Consider the following 14,740-nt stretch of genomic DNA (forward strand, 5'->3'; position numbering starts at 1 on the left):
TGCAAAATCAGGCGCTTGCGCGGGGCCGCCGGGCCGCCCTAGTCATGCTGCATGACACGTTCATCTCTTGCCTTCGGGACCGCGCTGCTGGTGCCGTTTGCCGCTCTCGCCGCCGCCTTGCCGGCGCTGGCGGCCAGCTCCGCGCCCGTTTCCATCGAAGCGCCGGCCGCGCCGGACATGCTGGAGGCCAACCTGTCGCTGCCGCTGGCCAGCGGGCTGACCGGGGCGGCCAAGGCTCCGGTCTTCGCCTGGGTGGAGAACCGGGCGGGCGTGCGCAACGTCTGGCTGGGCGGGCCGGGCACGGCGGGCCGGGCGCGCACGGCCTACCGCGAGGATGACGGGATCGAGATCTCGGGTCTGGCGTTCAGCCCGGACGGCACCCGCCTTGCCTTCGTGCGCGGCGGCGACGCCGAATTTCCCGAGGACAAGCTGCCCAATACCGGCACGCTCCCGCAGGGCCCGCGCCAGACGCTCTATGTGCTCGGCACCGAGGGTAGCGACGCGCCGGTGGCGATCGGCGAGGGGTACGGCGCGGTGTTCAGCCCGGACGGGCAGCAGCTTGTCTATACCCGCGACGGCGAAATCAACCTCTGGGCGCAGGGGGCATCGCCGCGCCGGCTGGCCAAGGTCGGCGGGACGGTGGGCGATCTCGGCTGGTCGCCCGATGGCCGCCTGCTGGTGTTTCGCGAATGGCGCAGCGGCCACAGCCTGGTCGGCCTGCTCGACGTTGCGGCGGGGAGCCTGCGCTATCTCGGCATGACGCTGGGCCACTCGGCCGACCCGGTGTTTGCGCCGGACGGGCGCTCGGTGGCCTTCATCCAGCTGCGCGATCCGCCCGCCGAATTGCCCGACAGCCGCGCCTCGTTCTGGTCGGTCCGCATCGCCGATGTCGCTACCGGCGCGGTGCGCACGGTGTGGAGCGCGCCGGAGGGCGAGGGCGGCCAGTTCTACGGCACGCGCGGGCGCAACCTGTTCTGGACGCCGACCGGGCACTTGCTGTTCCCTTCCGAGCGCAGCGGCTGGCTGCATGTCTGCAGCGTGGCGGCCGACGGCAGCGGCCTCGCGCGCGACCTCACCCCCGATGCCAACGAAGTGGAGAATTTCCGTCCTTCGCCCGATGGCCGCTCGCTGGTCTACTCGGCCAATCCCGGCGATCTCGACGCGCGGCAGATCTGGCGGGTGGGCATCGCCGGCGGCAAGCCGCAGCGGCTGACGGCGCCGGACCGCTTCGCCTTTTTCCCGGTCTACGGCGGCAATACCCTGGCCGCGACGGTGACGGACGCCACCCACCCGGCCTATCCGGTCGCGGTGGAAGGCATGAAAGCGCTCGGCCCGGTCGCCTCCGCCCGTGGTTTCCAGCGGCCCGAAGTCGTGGTCTTCACCGCGGCGGACGGGGTCAAGGTCCATGGCCAGCTGTTCCGCGCGAAGGGCGCCGGCAAGCACCCGGCGCTGGTCTTTGTCCACGGGGGGCCGCGCCGGCAGATGCTGCCGGGCTTCTCGACGATGTACTACTACAACAACGCCTATGTGCAGAACCAGGCCTTTGCGGCGGCGGGCTACACGGTGCTTTCGGTCAATTACCGCAGCGGCACCAACTATGGCCGCGCTTTCCGCGAGGCGCCCGAGACCGCGCGGGGCGGCGCTTCGGAATACCGCGACGTGCTGGCCGGCGGCCAGTGGCTGGCCTCGCAAGCCGACGTCGATGGCGAGCGCGTGGGTATCTGGGGCGGTAGCTGGGGCGGCTATCTCACCGCGCTGGCGCTGGCGCGCGACAGCGGCCTGTTCAAGGCGGGGGCGGACTTTCACGGCGTGCACCAGATGGTGCGCCCCGTCGATCGGACCTTCGCGCCCGACGCGGTGCTGGCGCAGCAGCGGTTGCAGTGGCAGTCCTCGCCGATGGGGGCGATCGAGCGCTGGCGCTCCCCGGTGCTGATCGTCCACGGCGACGATGACGGCAATGTCGATTTCGGCCAGTCACTGCTGCTCGCCCGCGAACTGACCGCGCGCGGCGTGCCGTTCGAGGAACTCGCGATCCCGAATGAACGCCATGATTTCTTCCGTTATGCCAACTGGTTGACGAGCTACCGGGCAATGGCCGGATTTTTCGACCGCAACCTGAAGGAGCGCCGATAATGCGCCGCCTGCCTGCCCTTTGCGCCCTGATCGCCGGTCTCGCGACCCTTTCCGGGGCCAGTGCCCTGAACGCCGCCGATGGGCAGGCCACGCTGCTGATCCGGGGGGCGCGGGTGTTCGACGGCACCGGCGCTCCGGCGGTCAAGGCCGACGTGCTGGTGCGCGGGGATCGCATCCTTGCGGTGGGCCCCGGCCTCAAGGCGCCGCGCGGCAGCCGCATCGTCGATGCGTACGGGGAGACGCTGCTGCCGGGCCTGCACGACCTCCACACGCACTTGCGCTCGCCGGGCTATTCCGCGCCGGAGGACCTCGGCAAGGCCTATGCCGGCTATCTCGTGCGGGGGATCACCACGGTCAACGACTACTCGGTCTCGGCTGAGATGCTGCAACCGATCCGGGCGATGGTCCGCCAGCCCGGCGGCATCTGGGCGCCCCATCTCAACCTCGCGATCCGTACCGGCGTGCCGGGCGGCCACGGCACCGAATATGGCTGGGGCGACTTCTTCACGATGAAGGCCTCCACCCCGCGCGCCGCGCATGGGGTGATGGCCAGGGCGCTGCCCTACCGGCCGGACGAGATCAAGGTCTTCACCGACGGCTGGCGTTATGGCCGGGGCGGCGACCTCAATTCGATGAACGAGGAAACGCTCGCCGCCATCGTCGGCGATGCCCACAAGGCGGGCATTCCCGTGGTGACCCATACGGTGACGCTGGACGGGGCCAGGATCGCCGCGGCGGCGGGGGGCGATTCCGTGGTTCACGGGGTCGGCGACGCGCCGGTCGATGCCGACCTGATCGCGCGGATGAAGGCGCGCGGCACCGCCTATGTGTCGACCATGGTGGTCTACGAACCGCAGCAGACCCGTGCCTTTTCGCCTGCCGAATGGGCGAGCCTCTCTCCGCCCGAGCAGGCCCACGAGAACGCGCAGCGCGCCGAGGCCGAACACGAGCCCAAGCACGGGCCCAAGCACGAGGAAGCGGGTGAGGACGGCGCGGGCGCCGTCGCTGCCTACGATGCGCGGCGCTGGGCGATGTTGCAGGGCAACTTGAAGGCCATGCACGCCGCCGGCATCCCGATCGGCATCGGCACGGATTCGGGTATCGGCGGCGTCTATCACGGCCCCGCCGCGATCCGCGAGATGGTGCTCTATACCCGCCTCGGTTTCACCCCTGCCGAAGTGCTTGTCGCCGCGACCCGCACCAGCGCGGCGATCATGGGGCAGGCCAAGGACCACGGCACGATCGCGCCGGGCATGCGCGCCGACCTGGTGCTGGTCGATGGCCGCCCCGACGAGACCATCGAGGACATCTGGAAGGTTGCGCGGGTCTGGGTCTCGGGGCGCGAAGCCCCGCTGGGCAAGCTGCGCGGCGAACTCGCCAGCCCGGCCATGACGCCGCTGCCGACCGTGCGCATGGCCGGGCCGATCTGGACCGGCACGCGCGCCGACGGGCGTACCGATCTCGACACCCTGCCGGTCGACGCCACCGATTCCGGAGCCGACCACAGCCATATCACCTTTGTCCATCCCGAAACCGGACCGGAGGGCGAGCGCCCGGTGTTCATGGCCGCGCAGTTCGGTGCGGCGCCCCGGCCGTTTGCCGAACTGGTGTTGCCGCTGACGCGCGGTGCCATCGATCTGGCCGATGCGCGCGGGTTCACCGGCATCGCCTTCACGGTGAAGGGGGCGGGGGACTATCGCCTGCGGCTGGAAAGCTACGGCCTCGATGCGGGGCACTGGTTCGCGGCGCCGTTTTCCGCGCATGAAGGGGCGGCCGAAGTGCGCCTGCCGTTCTCGGCCTTTGCCGGTGCGCCGGGCGCCGAGGGCCAGGCGCCGCAGCTCGACCTGGCCGCCCTGCGCGCCTTGCGGTTCCAGCTTTCCGGTACGCCGGGCGGCACGGCCTGGCTGGAACTGGGCCAGGTTCGTTTCTACCGAGGTTCCTGATGCGATCGTTGTTGTTCCCGTTCCTGCCGCTCGCCGCGCTCGCGGCCCCCGTTCACGCCGCTGCGGCCGAGACATCGCCGGTCGCGGCGCAAGCGGCGGTGGGCTCGTCCTCTTTGCCTGTCGCCGCGCAGGACCCCAAAGTGCGCGATGCCGTGGAGAAAGCGCTGGCGTCAGGGCCTGCGGGAACCCGCTACGGCATTCTCGTCACCACGCTGGAGGGCCGGGAACTGCTGGCCATCGCGCCGGACCAACGGTTCATGCCCGCCTCCAACACCAAGGTCTTCACCACCATCACCGCTTATGCCGGTCTGGCCGCGCTCGATGCGGCGGCGCAAGGGACCGGGGTGGCGCTGGAATCGTCGGGACACGGTGCCCCGGATGCGGCGCTGTTCGGGCGCGGCGATGCCCGGCTCTCGAGCGCGGAGGACTGCACGCGCGATTGCCTGGCGACGCTGGCCGATGCCGTGGCCGCCCGGACCCGCAAGGTACACGACGTCATCGGCGACGATACCTGGTTTGCGGACGAGCGCTGGAGCCCGGGGATGAGCTGGAACAACATCCCCTCGCGCTACGGCACCGGCATTTCCGCGCTGACGCTGGACGACAACGAAGTGGCGGTCACCATCACGCCGGCTGCGGCGGGGCAGGCCGCTGGGGTCGGTCCTGCGGCATTCTACAGGGTCGAGAACGGCGTGAAGACGGTGCCCGGCAGCGGCAACACGCTGGAGGTTTCCCGCTTGCCGATGAGCGACGTGCTGGTGCTGACCGGCACGATCGGGGCGGAGGCCGCAGCGGTGACGCTGCATCTGGGGATCGACGATCCGGCGCGCTGGACGGCCTGGCGGTTCCGCCAGTTGCTCGAAGCGCGCGGGGTTCGGGTGGGCGGGCAGGTGCGGGCGCGCCACCGTGCGCCGCAGGCCGATCCCGCCGCCACCGCGCCGCCGGCGATGCTGGCGCAGCTGCCGCCGTTGCCGCTGGCCGAGGACATGCGCATCATCAACAAGCTCAGCCAGAACCTCCATGCCGAACTGATGCTGCGCCGGGTCGGGCGCGTGGCAGGCAGCGGTTCGATCGCCGATGGGCAGGCCGTGCTGCGCAAGGTCATGGCCGAAGCCGGGGTGCCGCAGGAGGGGTACTTTTTCGCCGACGGCTCGGGCATGTCGAGTTACAACCGGATCTCCCCGCGTGCGGCGGTGACGCTGCTCGGCTGGGCGGCGCGCCAGCCCTGGGGCATGGCCTGGCGCGAGACGCTGCCGGTGGGCGGCGTCGACGGCACCTTGCGCGGCCGGTTCCGCGACACGCCGCTCGGCGGCAAGCTGTTTGCCAAGACCGGCTCGCTCAACGCCTCGCGCGCGCTGTCCGGCTATCTGGTCACGGCGCGGGGGCAGACGCTGGTGTTCTCGACGATCGCCAACGACGTACCGGACGAGCGTGACGGCGAGGCGACCGCGGCGATGGACAAGGCGCTGCTGGCGGTCGCGGCGGCTTACTAGGCCGCTTATGAGTCTACGACCTGAGGCGGGGGGCGCTTTCCTCCTCCCCCCCCCGCTCAGGTCGGGCAGTCCCTTAGGCCGGAACGATCTGCAGGCGGCTCATGGTCGCGGCGCGCACGGCTTCGGCGGAGAAGGGCAGCTTCTGCATCTCGCCCGAGAGCCATGGCTGGTAGAAGTCCCGGTAATGCGGCGAGGCGGGATCGGCGGACTGGCCCGGCAGCAGCAGGAAACGCGTGTTGTCCCAGTCTCCGACATCGGCGACCATCAGGTAGCTGGCACCGTGGCGCACGGTGTAACCCTGTTTCGCATTGAAGCCGCGCGCCATCACGGTTGTCCCGTCGCCGCCCGAACGGCCTCCCGAAATCGGAGGATAGGCCGCGGCGATGGCCGGAATGTCGGCCAGCGGATGGCGCAGGGTGACGCGGTGCAGGTCGCCCCAGCGCCACTGCGCGGGATCGCTCCCGGCCAGTTGCTCGGCCTTTGCCCAGCCCGCCGCCAGCGCGGCATCGACCAGCGCGTCGCGTGCCGCCGCCGGATCGGCGCCCAGGCGTGGGTCGGGCAGGGAGAGGGCATGGAGCATCTCCGAAAGGTTGACCGAGGTGAGGAGGTCGCGCGCCTCGGCGGGGATCACGGCCTTGCGGAAGCGGTCCGACAGTTCAGGCACGACGAGTTCGTAGAGCAGCGCCGCGCCGCTCTCCGCGCCGATCCTGCCGTCCCAGCCCTGTAGCAGCGCGGCGGCAGGCGCCGCGGCGGGGGAGGGGCGCGGTGGCAGCAGCTTGCGCAGCGCCCGCGCGGGCAGCGATTGCACGTCGTGCTGGAGCGCGACGCTCTCCTCGATGGAGTGGGGCCCGGCGGCGCGCAACACTTCGGCGATCCGGTCGTGGCGGAAGGGATCGCTCCAGGAAAAGCTGATGATCCGCTCGCGATAGGGATAGTCCGCCGGCAGGTTCATGGCATTGGCCGAGGCGATCCAGCCCTGCTCGGGATTGTAGAGGCTGGGCATGTCCTCGACCGGGAGGATGCCGGTCCAGTCGAACGAGCCGTCGCCGGGGGCGGGGAACAGGCCGTCATGGCGCGGGCGCCTGGGCGTGAAGCCGATCGCCTGCCAGCCGGTGTTGCCCTCGATGTCGGCATAGTGGAGGTTGGTCGGTGAGACGTGCAGCCTTGCCGCTTCGCGCAAGCTGTCCCAGTCGGTGGCGAGATTGAGGGCGATGATCGCGAACTGCATGTTGGCGCCGGGCAGCATCGCGGTGGTGGCGAGCGCGATGGCCCGCCCATGCTGCGGATCCTGCGCCACCACCGGGCGCCCCGCGGCATAGCGGAGCGTCACCGTCTGTGCGGGCTCGCCCTTGACCGCGATCGTCTCCTCGTAGGTTTCGAAGCGCTTCCATTTGCCCTCATGCCAGTACTGTTCGGGATCTTCCGGCCGGGTGCGCAGCACGAAGAGGTCGGTCTGGTCGATGTGGAAGTTGGTGCGCCCGAACGCGAAGCGGTCGGTATGGCCCTGCATGATGCCGGGCAGGCCGGGATAACCGGCGCCGATCACGTCGAGCCCCGGCGCGCTAAGGTGGATCATGTGGCGCGGGCTTGCCCCGCCGATCGCGAGGTGCGGATCGTTGGCGAGGATCGGCCGTCCGGTGGCGCTGCGCGATCCGGCGATGGTCCAGGCATTGCTGCCCTGCGCGGCATGGTCGCTGCGGCTCACGTCCCGGTCCCAGCGCGCGAGTTCGGCCTGCTCGAAGGGCAGCGGCTTGCCGACATTCCGCAGGAAGCCGAGGTCGGCAACCGAGACCGCCGCGCAGTCGAGACCTTCGGGCACGGTGAACGACCAGGCCGGGCGCAGCGGGTCCATGTAGTGGTCGAGGTCGAGCTGTCCCCGCGCCTGCAGCATGGCGCGGCGCACTTCGTCGTCGGCATCGCCCGCCCCGGCCCCGCGCGTACGCAGCATGTCCTCGATAGACCAGCGCAAGGGGCGCATTCCGGTGATTGCATATTCGGGAGGCAGCAGCGCGGGGTCGGCCTCGGTCTCGGCGATCCGCGCGTTGATCCCGGCGACATAGCCGCGCGCGCAGTCGGCGACCTCGGCGGGCAGGGCGGCGAGTTCGGCGGAAAGGTCGCCGCGATAGTGGAAATGGCGGGCGGCGCGGTCTGCTTCCGCGAATTTCGGGCCGAACACTTCGGCCAGCCGCCCAAGCTCGCGCCGATTGTCGAAATCGAGCTGGAACAGGCGGTCGCGGGCGACCAGATAGCCTTGCGCGAAGAAGGCGTCGTGGCGGGAGCGGGCCTGGACATGGGCGATGCCCATGCGGTCCTCGCGGATGTCGATGGGCGCGCGGGCGCCGGCAAGCACCGCCTTGCGCCGTGTCCCGCGCACCTGCGGGGCCGCCCGGGCAAGGCCGATCGAGGAGAGGGCCACAAGGGCGGCGGAGGCCATCAGCAGGGCGCGTCGCTGCATCATTCGCACGGGTTTCCGGGACTTTTGCTTTGGAGTCCGGACCTTAACCCGCCCAGCCGGTTTGCGCGCATAGTTTGGCGCAGGAAGGGCATAGCCTGTGGTTATCCCCTGCCAATTCGGCCTCCGGCCGCCGCCGCAGCTCCATGAAAGCCCGTATCCGCGGGGAGATTTCAGTCTCCATGCCCTCCGGCTATACCTTTGCTAAGTCATGGAAAGGCGCGGCTATTGACCCGCAGGTCCGGGCCTGTACCGTCCTGACTTGAAAATGTCATCGACCACTGCGGTGGTGGTGTTTTCCCATCAATCAGGCCGCGCGAACAGGCCATGAGGGACTGTCGCGCAAGGTCGTCCGGAGAGGGGACTGGGAAGATAACGGCGCCGTTCGCACCGGGCGGCGCGCATGAAGTTTGAATACGGCCTGACCGGCACCGAGCGGCATTGCGATGACCCGTCATGTGGGTTGGCATGCTGCCGGGCGTCCGGCGTCATAGGGGGGTTTCGATGTTCGATCTGATACGAGTCAACAAGGTCACTGTGTCCCGTCTCGCCATGGGTGCGGCATTGGGCATGACGGCAAGCGCCTGGTGCGCACCGGCTTTCGCGCAGGACACCGCCGCGCCGGATGCGGAGAAGGCGAAAGAGGAAAACGTCGTCATCGTCACCGGTTCGCGCATTGCCCGCCAGGGCTTTGAATCGCCGACCCCGCTGACGGTGATGACCAAGGAAGACATCCAGAACCAGTCGCCGTCGAACAACCTGGCGGACTTCGTCAACCAGCTTCCGGCGCTTGCGGGCAGCACCCGTCCGTCGAACTCGCGCCTGGCGCTGAGCTCGGGCCTTGCCGGGATCAACGCGCTCAACTTGCGCAACATGGGCGAGATCCGCACCCTGGTCCTGCTTGACGGTCGCCGCTCGGTCGGTTCGAGCGTGACTGGCCTGGTCGACATCAACACCTTCCCGCAGCAGCTGGTGAAGAGCGTGGAAGTCGTCACCGGCGGCGCCTCGGCGGCCTATGGCTCGGACGCGGTGGCCGGCGTCGTCAACTTCGTGCTCGACAAGAAGTACGAAGGCCTCAAGCTCAGCGCCGATACCGGCATCACCCAGTACGGCGACGGCGCGAACTACTCGTTCCAGGCCGCGGGCGGCTTCTCGTTCGGCGGCGGGCGCGGCCATGTCCTGCTGAGCGGCGAGTACGCCCATACCGACGGCATCTTCAAGACCTCGCGCAAGTGGAACGCGCATGGTGATCGCATCATCGCCAACCCGGACTATACCGCCACCAACGGATTGCCGCGCTACATCACGGTCTCGCCGGGCGGCACCAACAACGCGTTGCCGGGCGGCATCATCAACTCGTCCTCTGGCACCACGGCCAATTCGCTGCGCGGTATCTACTTCGGTGAAGGCGGCTCGGTGAACCACTATGACTACGGTTCGCTGTCGACCTCGTCGGTATCGGTCGGCGGCGACTGGGCCCTGGCGGACAACGGCCGCAACATCGGCCTTGGCGCCGAGGATGACCGCCGCAACGTCTACGGCCGCGTCAGCTACGACGTGGCGGACTGGATCTCCGTCTGGGGCGAGGCCTCGTACAGCTGGACGCGTTCGATGTTCAATGCCGGGCCGCAGCTCTCCTCGGCGCGCACGCTCTCGGCCAGCAATGCCTATCTGATCAATGCGCTGGGCGGCGATGCGCTGGCGGGCGTGACCTCGGTATCGCTCGGCACCACGGCGTCCGACCTGCCCTACCGCGTCACCAACAACCAGCGTGACGTCCAGCGCTACGCCCTCGGCGCCGAGGGCGAGTTCGAGATGTTCGGCAAGTCGGCGGTGTGGAGCGCCTATGGCCAGTACGGCGTGACGCATACCCACGAGAAGATGCGCAACATCATGAATACCGCAAAGACGACGCTGGCGTCGGACGCGGTGTTCGACAGCTCGGGCAACATCGTCTGCCGTTCGACGCTCACCGACCCGACCAACGGCTGCGTGCCGGTCAACTGGCTGGGCACCGGGGTGATGACGCAGGAGATGGCCGACTATATCCTCGGCGATCCCTATCGCAACCAGAAGCTGGAGCAGACCACCGCGGGCGTGAACCTCTCGGTCACCCCGTTCGCCACCTGGGCGGGCGACGTCAGCCTTGCCATCGGCGGCGAATACCGGCGCGAGGAAGTCTCCGGCTACGTTCCCACCGAGTACCAGAGCGGCTGGTCGGTCGGCAACTTCCTGCCCACCTTCGGCAGCTACAACGTCAAGGAAGCCTACCTTGAAACCGTGGTGCCGCTGGGCCTCGGCCTCGAATTCAACGGCGCCGTGCGCGCCACCGACTATTCGACCTCGGGCTACGTGACCACCTGGAAGGCGGGCGCCACCTGGCAGCCGATCCCCGACTTCCGCCTGCGCGTCACCCAGTCGCGCGATATTCGTGCGCCCAACCTGTCCGAACTCTATGCGGCGGGCACCTCGCGCACCAATTCGCTGACCGATCCCAACACCGGCACCGTCTACACCTTCCTCGAGACGACCACCGGCAATCCCAACCTGAAGCCCGAAAAGGCGGATTCGACCGTGATCGGCGGCGTGCTGACGCCGCGCTTCCTGCCGGGCCTGTCGTTCTCGGCCGACTGGTTCCAGATCAAGCTCAAGGACGCGATCAGCCAGTACTACTCGCAGGACATCTACAACCGCTGCATCGAGGGCCATACCGACTTCTGTGCAGGTTATACCCCTGACCCGAGCGGCCAGCGCGATTACCTGTTCACGGCCAGCCCGTTCAACTTCAACCGGATCACCACGCGCGGCATCGACTTCGAGCTTGGTTATCGTCGCCCGCTCGGCGACGGGGCGATCTCGTTGCGGGCGCTGGCGACGCATTATATCGACAACGTGGTCAACGACGGCATCACCACGCCGCTCGATACCGCGGGAACCAACGGCGGCTACGGTCCGCCGAGCTGGATCTACCGCTTCTCGGCCACTTACGACACGCCGACGTTCAGCCTGACCGGCACCGCGCGCGGCATCAGTTCGGGCCGCTACAGCGCCAGCTATACCGAGTGCACCTCCAGCTGCCCGGCTTCGACCACGCTGGTCTCGACGATCGACGACAACCATGTCTCCGGCACGTTCTACGTGGATGCCAATGCCACCATCAAGCTGGGGGATTCGCTGCTGGGCAAGTCGGAGTTCTTCCTCAACGTGACGAACCTGTTCAATGCCTCGCCGCTGCTGCTGCCGGAAAGTGGCATGGCTGCGAACACCACCTACAGCGACATGCTGGGCCGCTCGTTCCGCCTGGGCGTGCGTTTCGAACTGAAGTGATCGGGCCTGCCGGGCCGAGCGCAGGCTCTGCCCGGCAGCCGTTTTACCACCGATTTCCCGAGCCTTCGGGGTCGCAAAGCACCGGTCGGCGAGAGCATCGCCGGCCGGTGCTTTTTTGATGTGCGCGTAGAGACCCGCCGCGGCGGCATGCGTGGCGCCGGCAGGCTCGAAGCCGGGGGGCGGCGATAGCTGGCGCTCATGCGGTTACGGTCCAGGCCGTTTCGCATCGTCCTGCCGCCAGCTCACAAAAGCGGAGTTCGCCTTCCTCGCGCGCGGCGGCAACGGCCATGGTGGTGGCCGATGCTTTTTGGTCCCGTCAGTTCATCTGGCCGCGAAGGAACGCGATGAGCTTCGGATCGCTGCCGGTGCGCTCAAGGACGGGCAGGATGATCCGCCAGCCGTTATCGCTGTTGGTCAGGATGACGATCCCGTCACCGCTCACGCGGTCGATCGCGGCAAATGTGAAGGCTCCGGCATCCTTGCCGGTGTGGAGCATCGTCGTGCCATCGGGAAAGCCGAGGAGCTGCCAGCCGAGGCCGAAGCCGGTCCAGGGTGGACACGTGGCCGCTTTCGTTCCGGCACATATCTCGGGCGTAAGGTCGGCCTGCGATTTGCTGCGCTGTGCCGAGACAGATGCGACCAGCCCCCGGTCGTTGCGGGCATCGATGAGGAAGTGCGCATAGTCGCGCGCCGTCGCGTGCGCCAGATCGGCAGCGTTGTATCGCGTCACCGGCTCGACCGGCAGCGGCTTGCCCGCGTCGTCGTATGGCACGGCGATCGGCTCCGTGGCGCCTTGCGCCGAGACATAGCCCGAGGCGCGCATGTGGGCGGGGGTAAACAGCCAGCGGCCGGCAAGCGTCTCGAACGACTGTCCGGTGCGATGCTCGGCGTAGCGGGCTGCATATTGATACCCCTCGCCCGAATAGCTGGTGGTCGTGCCGGGATCGTGATCGAAGGCCAGCCCCGTTGCATCGCGCCAGTTCGGCAAACCGGTGCGGTGGCTCAGCGCCATGCGGACCGTCAACTGCATCCGCCGCGGATCGCGCGACAGGTCGGGATCGCTCCAGTAGCGATCCATCGGTTCGTCGAGCGACAGCTTGCCGGCCGACACCAGCCGCAGGATGACCTCTGCCGTCAGCGGCTTGGTCAGCGACGCGAGATTGTAGGGCGTGGAGGCGCTCGCCGCGCGGCCCGGCCCTGCCATGCCCCAAGCCCCGGTCGAGACGATCCGCCCCTTGCGGATCACGGCGACCGACGCGCTTTCCACATGCTCTTCGCGCAGGGCTGTGGTCAAATCCGGCAGCGCGCTGCTTCTCGCGGCGTCTGCCATCGTCGAGACGCAAGCCGCCAATGCGAATACGCTGACGTACATTATCTGCTTCAGAGCGCCGCCGGTGTTATTCATAAGCAACAGCTAGCGGTGTCGAAGTCTAGCTGCAACTTGGATTGTATGGTTCTATTGATGCACCGAACGTAAGGACTGCTTCGAGATTACCGAAACGCCATCGTGTCCGGAGCCGGCTTTGGCGTGTTTCCCATTTGCGTCCGTTACCGAGCCGGACAGTCCTTTGGCGTGGTGCGCAGCAGCACGCGCCCGGCGGAGGCGCCGGTGGCCTGGCTGTCGGATACCGCGAGCTTGCCGTTGACGAACAGTGCCTTGACGCCGGTGCTGAGTTCGCGGGGGTGGACGTAGTCGGCGCGGGGCGCGAAGCGATCGGGGGAGAACACCAGCACGTCCGCGAAATTGCCGGCCTTCAGGTAGCCGCGATGATCCAGCCTGTAGATATCCGCGACGCGCCCGGTGGATTGGCGCACGAACGTTGCCAGATCGATGGTCTTGCGCTGCTTCACATACTTCACGTACTTTTCGGGGAAGGTCGCGTACATGCGCGGGTGGCCGTTGGAACCGTCCGAGGAGGTCACGATCCACGGCTGCTTCATGAACAGTTCGACATCGCTTTCGGCCATGTTGAACGAGGCGACGTCGGTGCCGCCGCCGCCCTTTTCGGCGCTCTGGCGGATGATCTTCAGGGCGGCCTCGATCGGATCGATCTTCCATTCGGCGGCCATCTGTTCCAGCGTCTTGCCGGTCCAGGGATACCCCTGCGCGGTCAGCAGCAGCGAGGGCGCGCCGCCGCGGCGGCGCAGGTTCTCGACCATCTCGGTGCGAATGCGGGCTGCGGCCGCCGGATCGTCCAGCCGGGCGAGCAGCGCCTTGTCGCCGCCATCGACCGACCAGCGCGGCAGGAGCGAGGCATCGAGGCTCGATCCCGAGGCAAGCCAGGGATACTGGTCGGCGGTGACGTCCTGTCCCGCGGCGCGGGCCTTGTCGATCCGCGCGATCACGGCCGCCGCCTCGCCCTGGACGTCCACGCCCAGCGCCTTGATATGCGCGAAGTGGACCGGCATCCCGGCCTCGCGCCCGATCCGCAGCACTTCGTCCACCGAGCCGAGCAGGCCGATGGAATAGCTCGATTCGTCGCGTTGATGGGTGTCGTAGAGGCCGCCGCGCACGGCCGCCTCGCGGGCGACGGCGATCACTTCCTCGGTCTTCGCAAAACTTTGCGGGGCGTAGAACAGCCCGGCGGAAAGGCCGGTCGCGCCCTCGCACATGGCCTTGGCGACAAGCGCCTTCATCCGCGCGAGTTCGGCGCCGTCGGGCGCGCGGGCATCTTCGCCCAGCACCCGCTGGCGCACCGCGCCGAAACCGACAAACGGCACGGCATTGGTGCCTATGCCCGATGCTTCCAGCTTGCGGGCATCTTCCGCCACATCGGGCGTGCCGCCGCCGTCAACGCCGATCATCACCGTGGAGACGCCCTGGTCCAGCCAGGCGGCATTGACGCGCTGGGCCGGATCGGCGGAGCGGATGAAGACGTCGGCATGGGTGTGGGCATCGATGAAGCCGGGCGTGACGATCATGCCTTTCGCGTCGATGGTGCGGGCTCCCTTGCCGGGCGCCTTGGGCCCGACATAGGCGATCTTGTCTCCTGCCAGCGCGACATCGCCGACAAAGGGCCTGGCCTCACTGCCATCGTAGATCGTGCCGCCGTGGATGACGACGTCGTATTCGGCGGGGGCTCCCGCTCCTGCTCCCGATCCGATGGCCAGCAGCGAACCGGTGGCCATGAGCCGGAACAGCAGGTGACACGGACGCGCAGCGCGCAGGGAAGGGGGCATGGGCTGTTCCAATCTGTTTGACGCGACCTCATGGCGCCGCCCGCCGAGGCAAGGCGAACTGCGCCGAAACGTGCTCAACTCATCAGGCAATTCGTCAAGTCAGTCCAGTTCTTCGACTTTTTCTGACCATAGCCGCAATGCATGGCTGTCCACCCGCAGGGCCTTGCCTATAGTGCCGGACCTGCGCGAGGCTTCGGTGCGCCCGTAGCCCC

Annotated in this window: 7 protein-coding genes; 4 read left to right on the forward strand and 3 right to left on the reverse strand. The window is 68.3% G+C overall.

Going from position 1 to position 14,740, the window contains the following annotated elements; all coding sequences use genetic code 11:
• Positions 1-51: 51 nt before the first annotated feature.
• Genes DM450_RS19615 through dacB form a run of 3 tightly spaced genes read left to right on the forward strand, consistent with a single transcriptional unit; the run spans position 52 to position 5,569 of the window.
• Positions 52-2,133 (forward strand): S9 family peptidase, encoded by a 2,082-nt coding sequence (locus DM450_RS19615; protein WP_260610590.1) that lies wholly within the window; start codon positions 52-54, stop codon positions 2,131-2,133.
• Positions 2,133-4,076: an amidohydrolase family protein gene (locus DM450_RS19620; RefSeq protein ID WP_142638393.1), complete on the forward strand. Its 1,944-nt coding sequence runs from the start codon at positions 2,133-2,135 to the stop codon at positions 4,074-4,076. Before DM450_RS19615 ends, DM450_RS19620 begins: the two co-directional genes overlap by 1 nt.
• Positions 4,076-5,569 (forward strand): D-alanyl-D-alanine carboxypeptidase/D-alanyl-D-alanine-endopeptidase, encoded by a 1,494-nt coding sequence (gene dacB / locus DM450_RS19625; RefSeq protein WP_142638395.1) that lies wholly within the window; start codon positions 4,076-4,078, stop codon positions 5,567-5,569. Before DM450_RS19620 ends, dacB begins: the two co-directional genes overlap by 1 nt.
• 73 nt (positions 5,570-5,642) lie before the next feature.
• On the opposite strand, the gene DM450_RS19630 is transcribed toward dacB, so the two are convergent.
• Complete coding sequence (locus DM450_RS19630) at positions 5,643-8,027, reverse strand: penicillin acylase family protein (protein WP_142638397.1); 2,385 nt, start codon at positions 8,025-8,027, stop codon at positions 5,643-5,645.
• Positions 8,028-8,525: 498 nt separating this feature from the next.
• Here DM450_RS19630 and DM450_RS19635 point away from each other — a divergent pair, with 498 nt between their 5' ends.
• On the forward strand, positions 8,526-11,348 hold the full coding sequence (locus DM450_RS19635; protein ID WP_260610591.1) for a TonB-dependent siderophore receptor: 2,823 nt from the start codon (positions 8,526-8,528) through the stop codon (positions 11,346-11,348).
• A gap of 316 nt (positions 11,349-11,664) precedes the next feature.
• Here the strand turns inward: DM450_RS19635 and DM450_RS19640 are convergent, their stop codons facing one another.
• Both DM450_RS19640 and DM450_RS19645 read right to left on the reverse strand, forming a co-directional pair.
• The gene (locus tag DM450_RS19640; RefSeq protein ID WP_260610593.1) at positions 11,665-12,720 is read right to left on the reverse strand and encodes a serine hydrolase domain-containing protein; all 1,056 of its coding nucleotides are present in this window, start codon (positions 12,718-12,720) and stop codon (positions 11,665-11,667) included.
• A gap of 176 nt (positions 12,721-12,896) precedes the next feature.
• Complete coding sequence (locus tag DM450_RS19645; RefSeq protein ID WP_142639380.1) at positions 12,897-14,477, reverse strand: amidohydrolase family protein; 1,581 nt, start codon at positions 14,475-14,477, stop codon at positions 12,897-12,899.
• Positions 14,478-14,740 lie beyond the last annotated feature (263 nt).

Source organism: Sphingomonas sp. IC081, assembly GCF_006874585.1.
In the GTDB taxonomy this organism is placed as follows: Bacteria; Pseudomonadota; Alphaproteobacteria; order Sphingomonadales; family Sphingomonadaceae; genus Novosphingobium.

Bases quoted from the DNA above. Each gene is read 5' to 3' on its own strand.
- DM450_RS19615 (WP_260610590.1), top strand. From the start codon at position 52: ATGACACGTTCATCTCTTGCCTTCGGGACCGCGCTGCTGGTGCCGTTT.
- DM450_RS19620 (WP_142638393.1), top strand. From the start codon at position 2,133: ATGCGCCGCCTGCCTGCCCTTTGCGCCCTGATCGCCGGTCTCGCGACC.
- dacB (WP_142638395.1), top strand. From the start codon at position 4,076: ATGCGATCGTTGTTGTTCCCGTTCCTGCCGCTCGCCGCGCTCGCGGCC.
- DM450_RS19630 (WP_142638397.1), bottom strand. From the start codon at position 8,027: ATGATGCAGCGACGCGCCCTGCTGATGGCCTCCGCCGCCCTTGTGGCC.
- DM450_RS19635 (WP_260610591.1), top strand. From the start codon at position 8,526: ATGTTCGATCTGATACGAGTCAACAAGGTCACTGTGTCCCGTCTCGCC.
- DM450_RS19640 (WP_260610593.1), bottom strand. From the start codon at position 12,720: ATGTACGTCAGCGTATTCGCATTGGCGGCTTGCGTCTCGACGATGGCA.
- DM450_RS19645 (WP_142639380.1), bottom strand. From the start codon at position 14,477: ATGGCCACCGGTTCGCTGCTGGCCATCGGATCGGGAGCAGGAGCGGGA.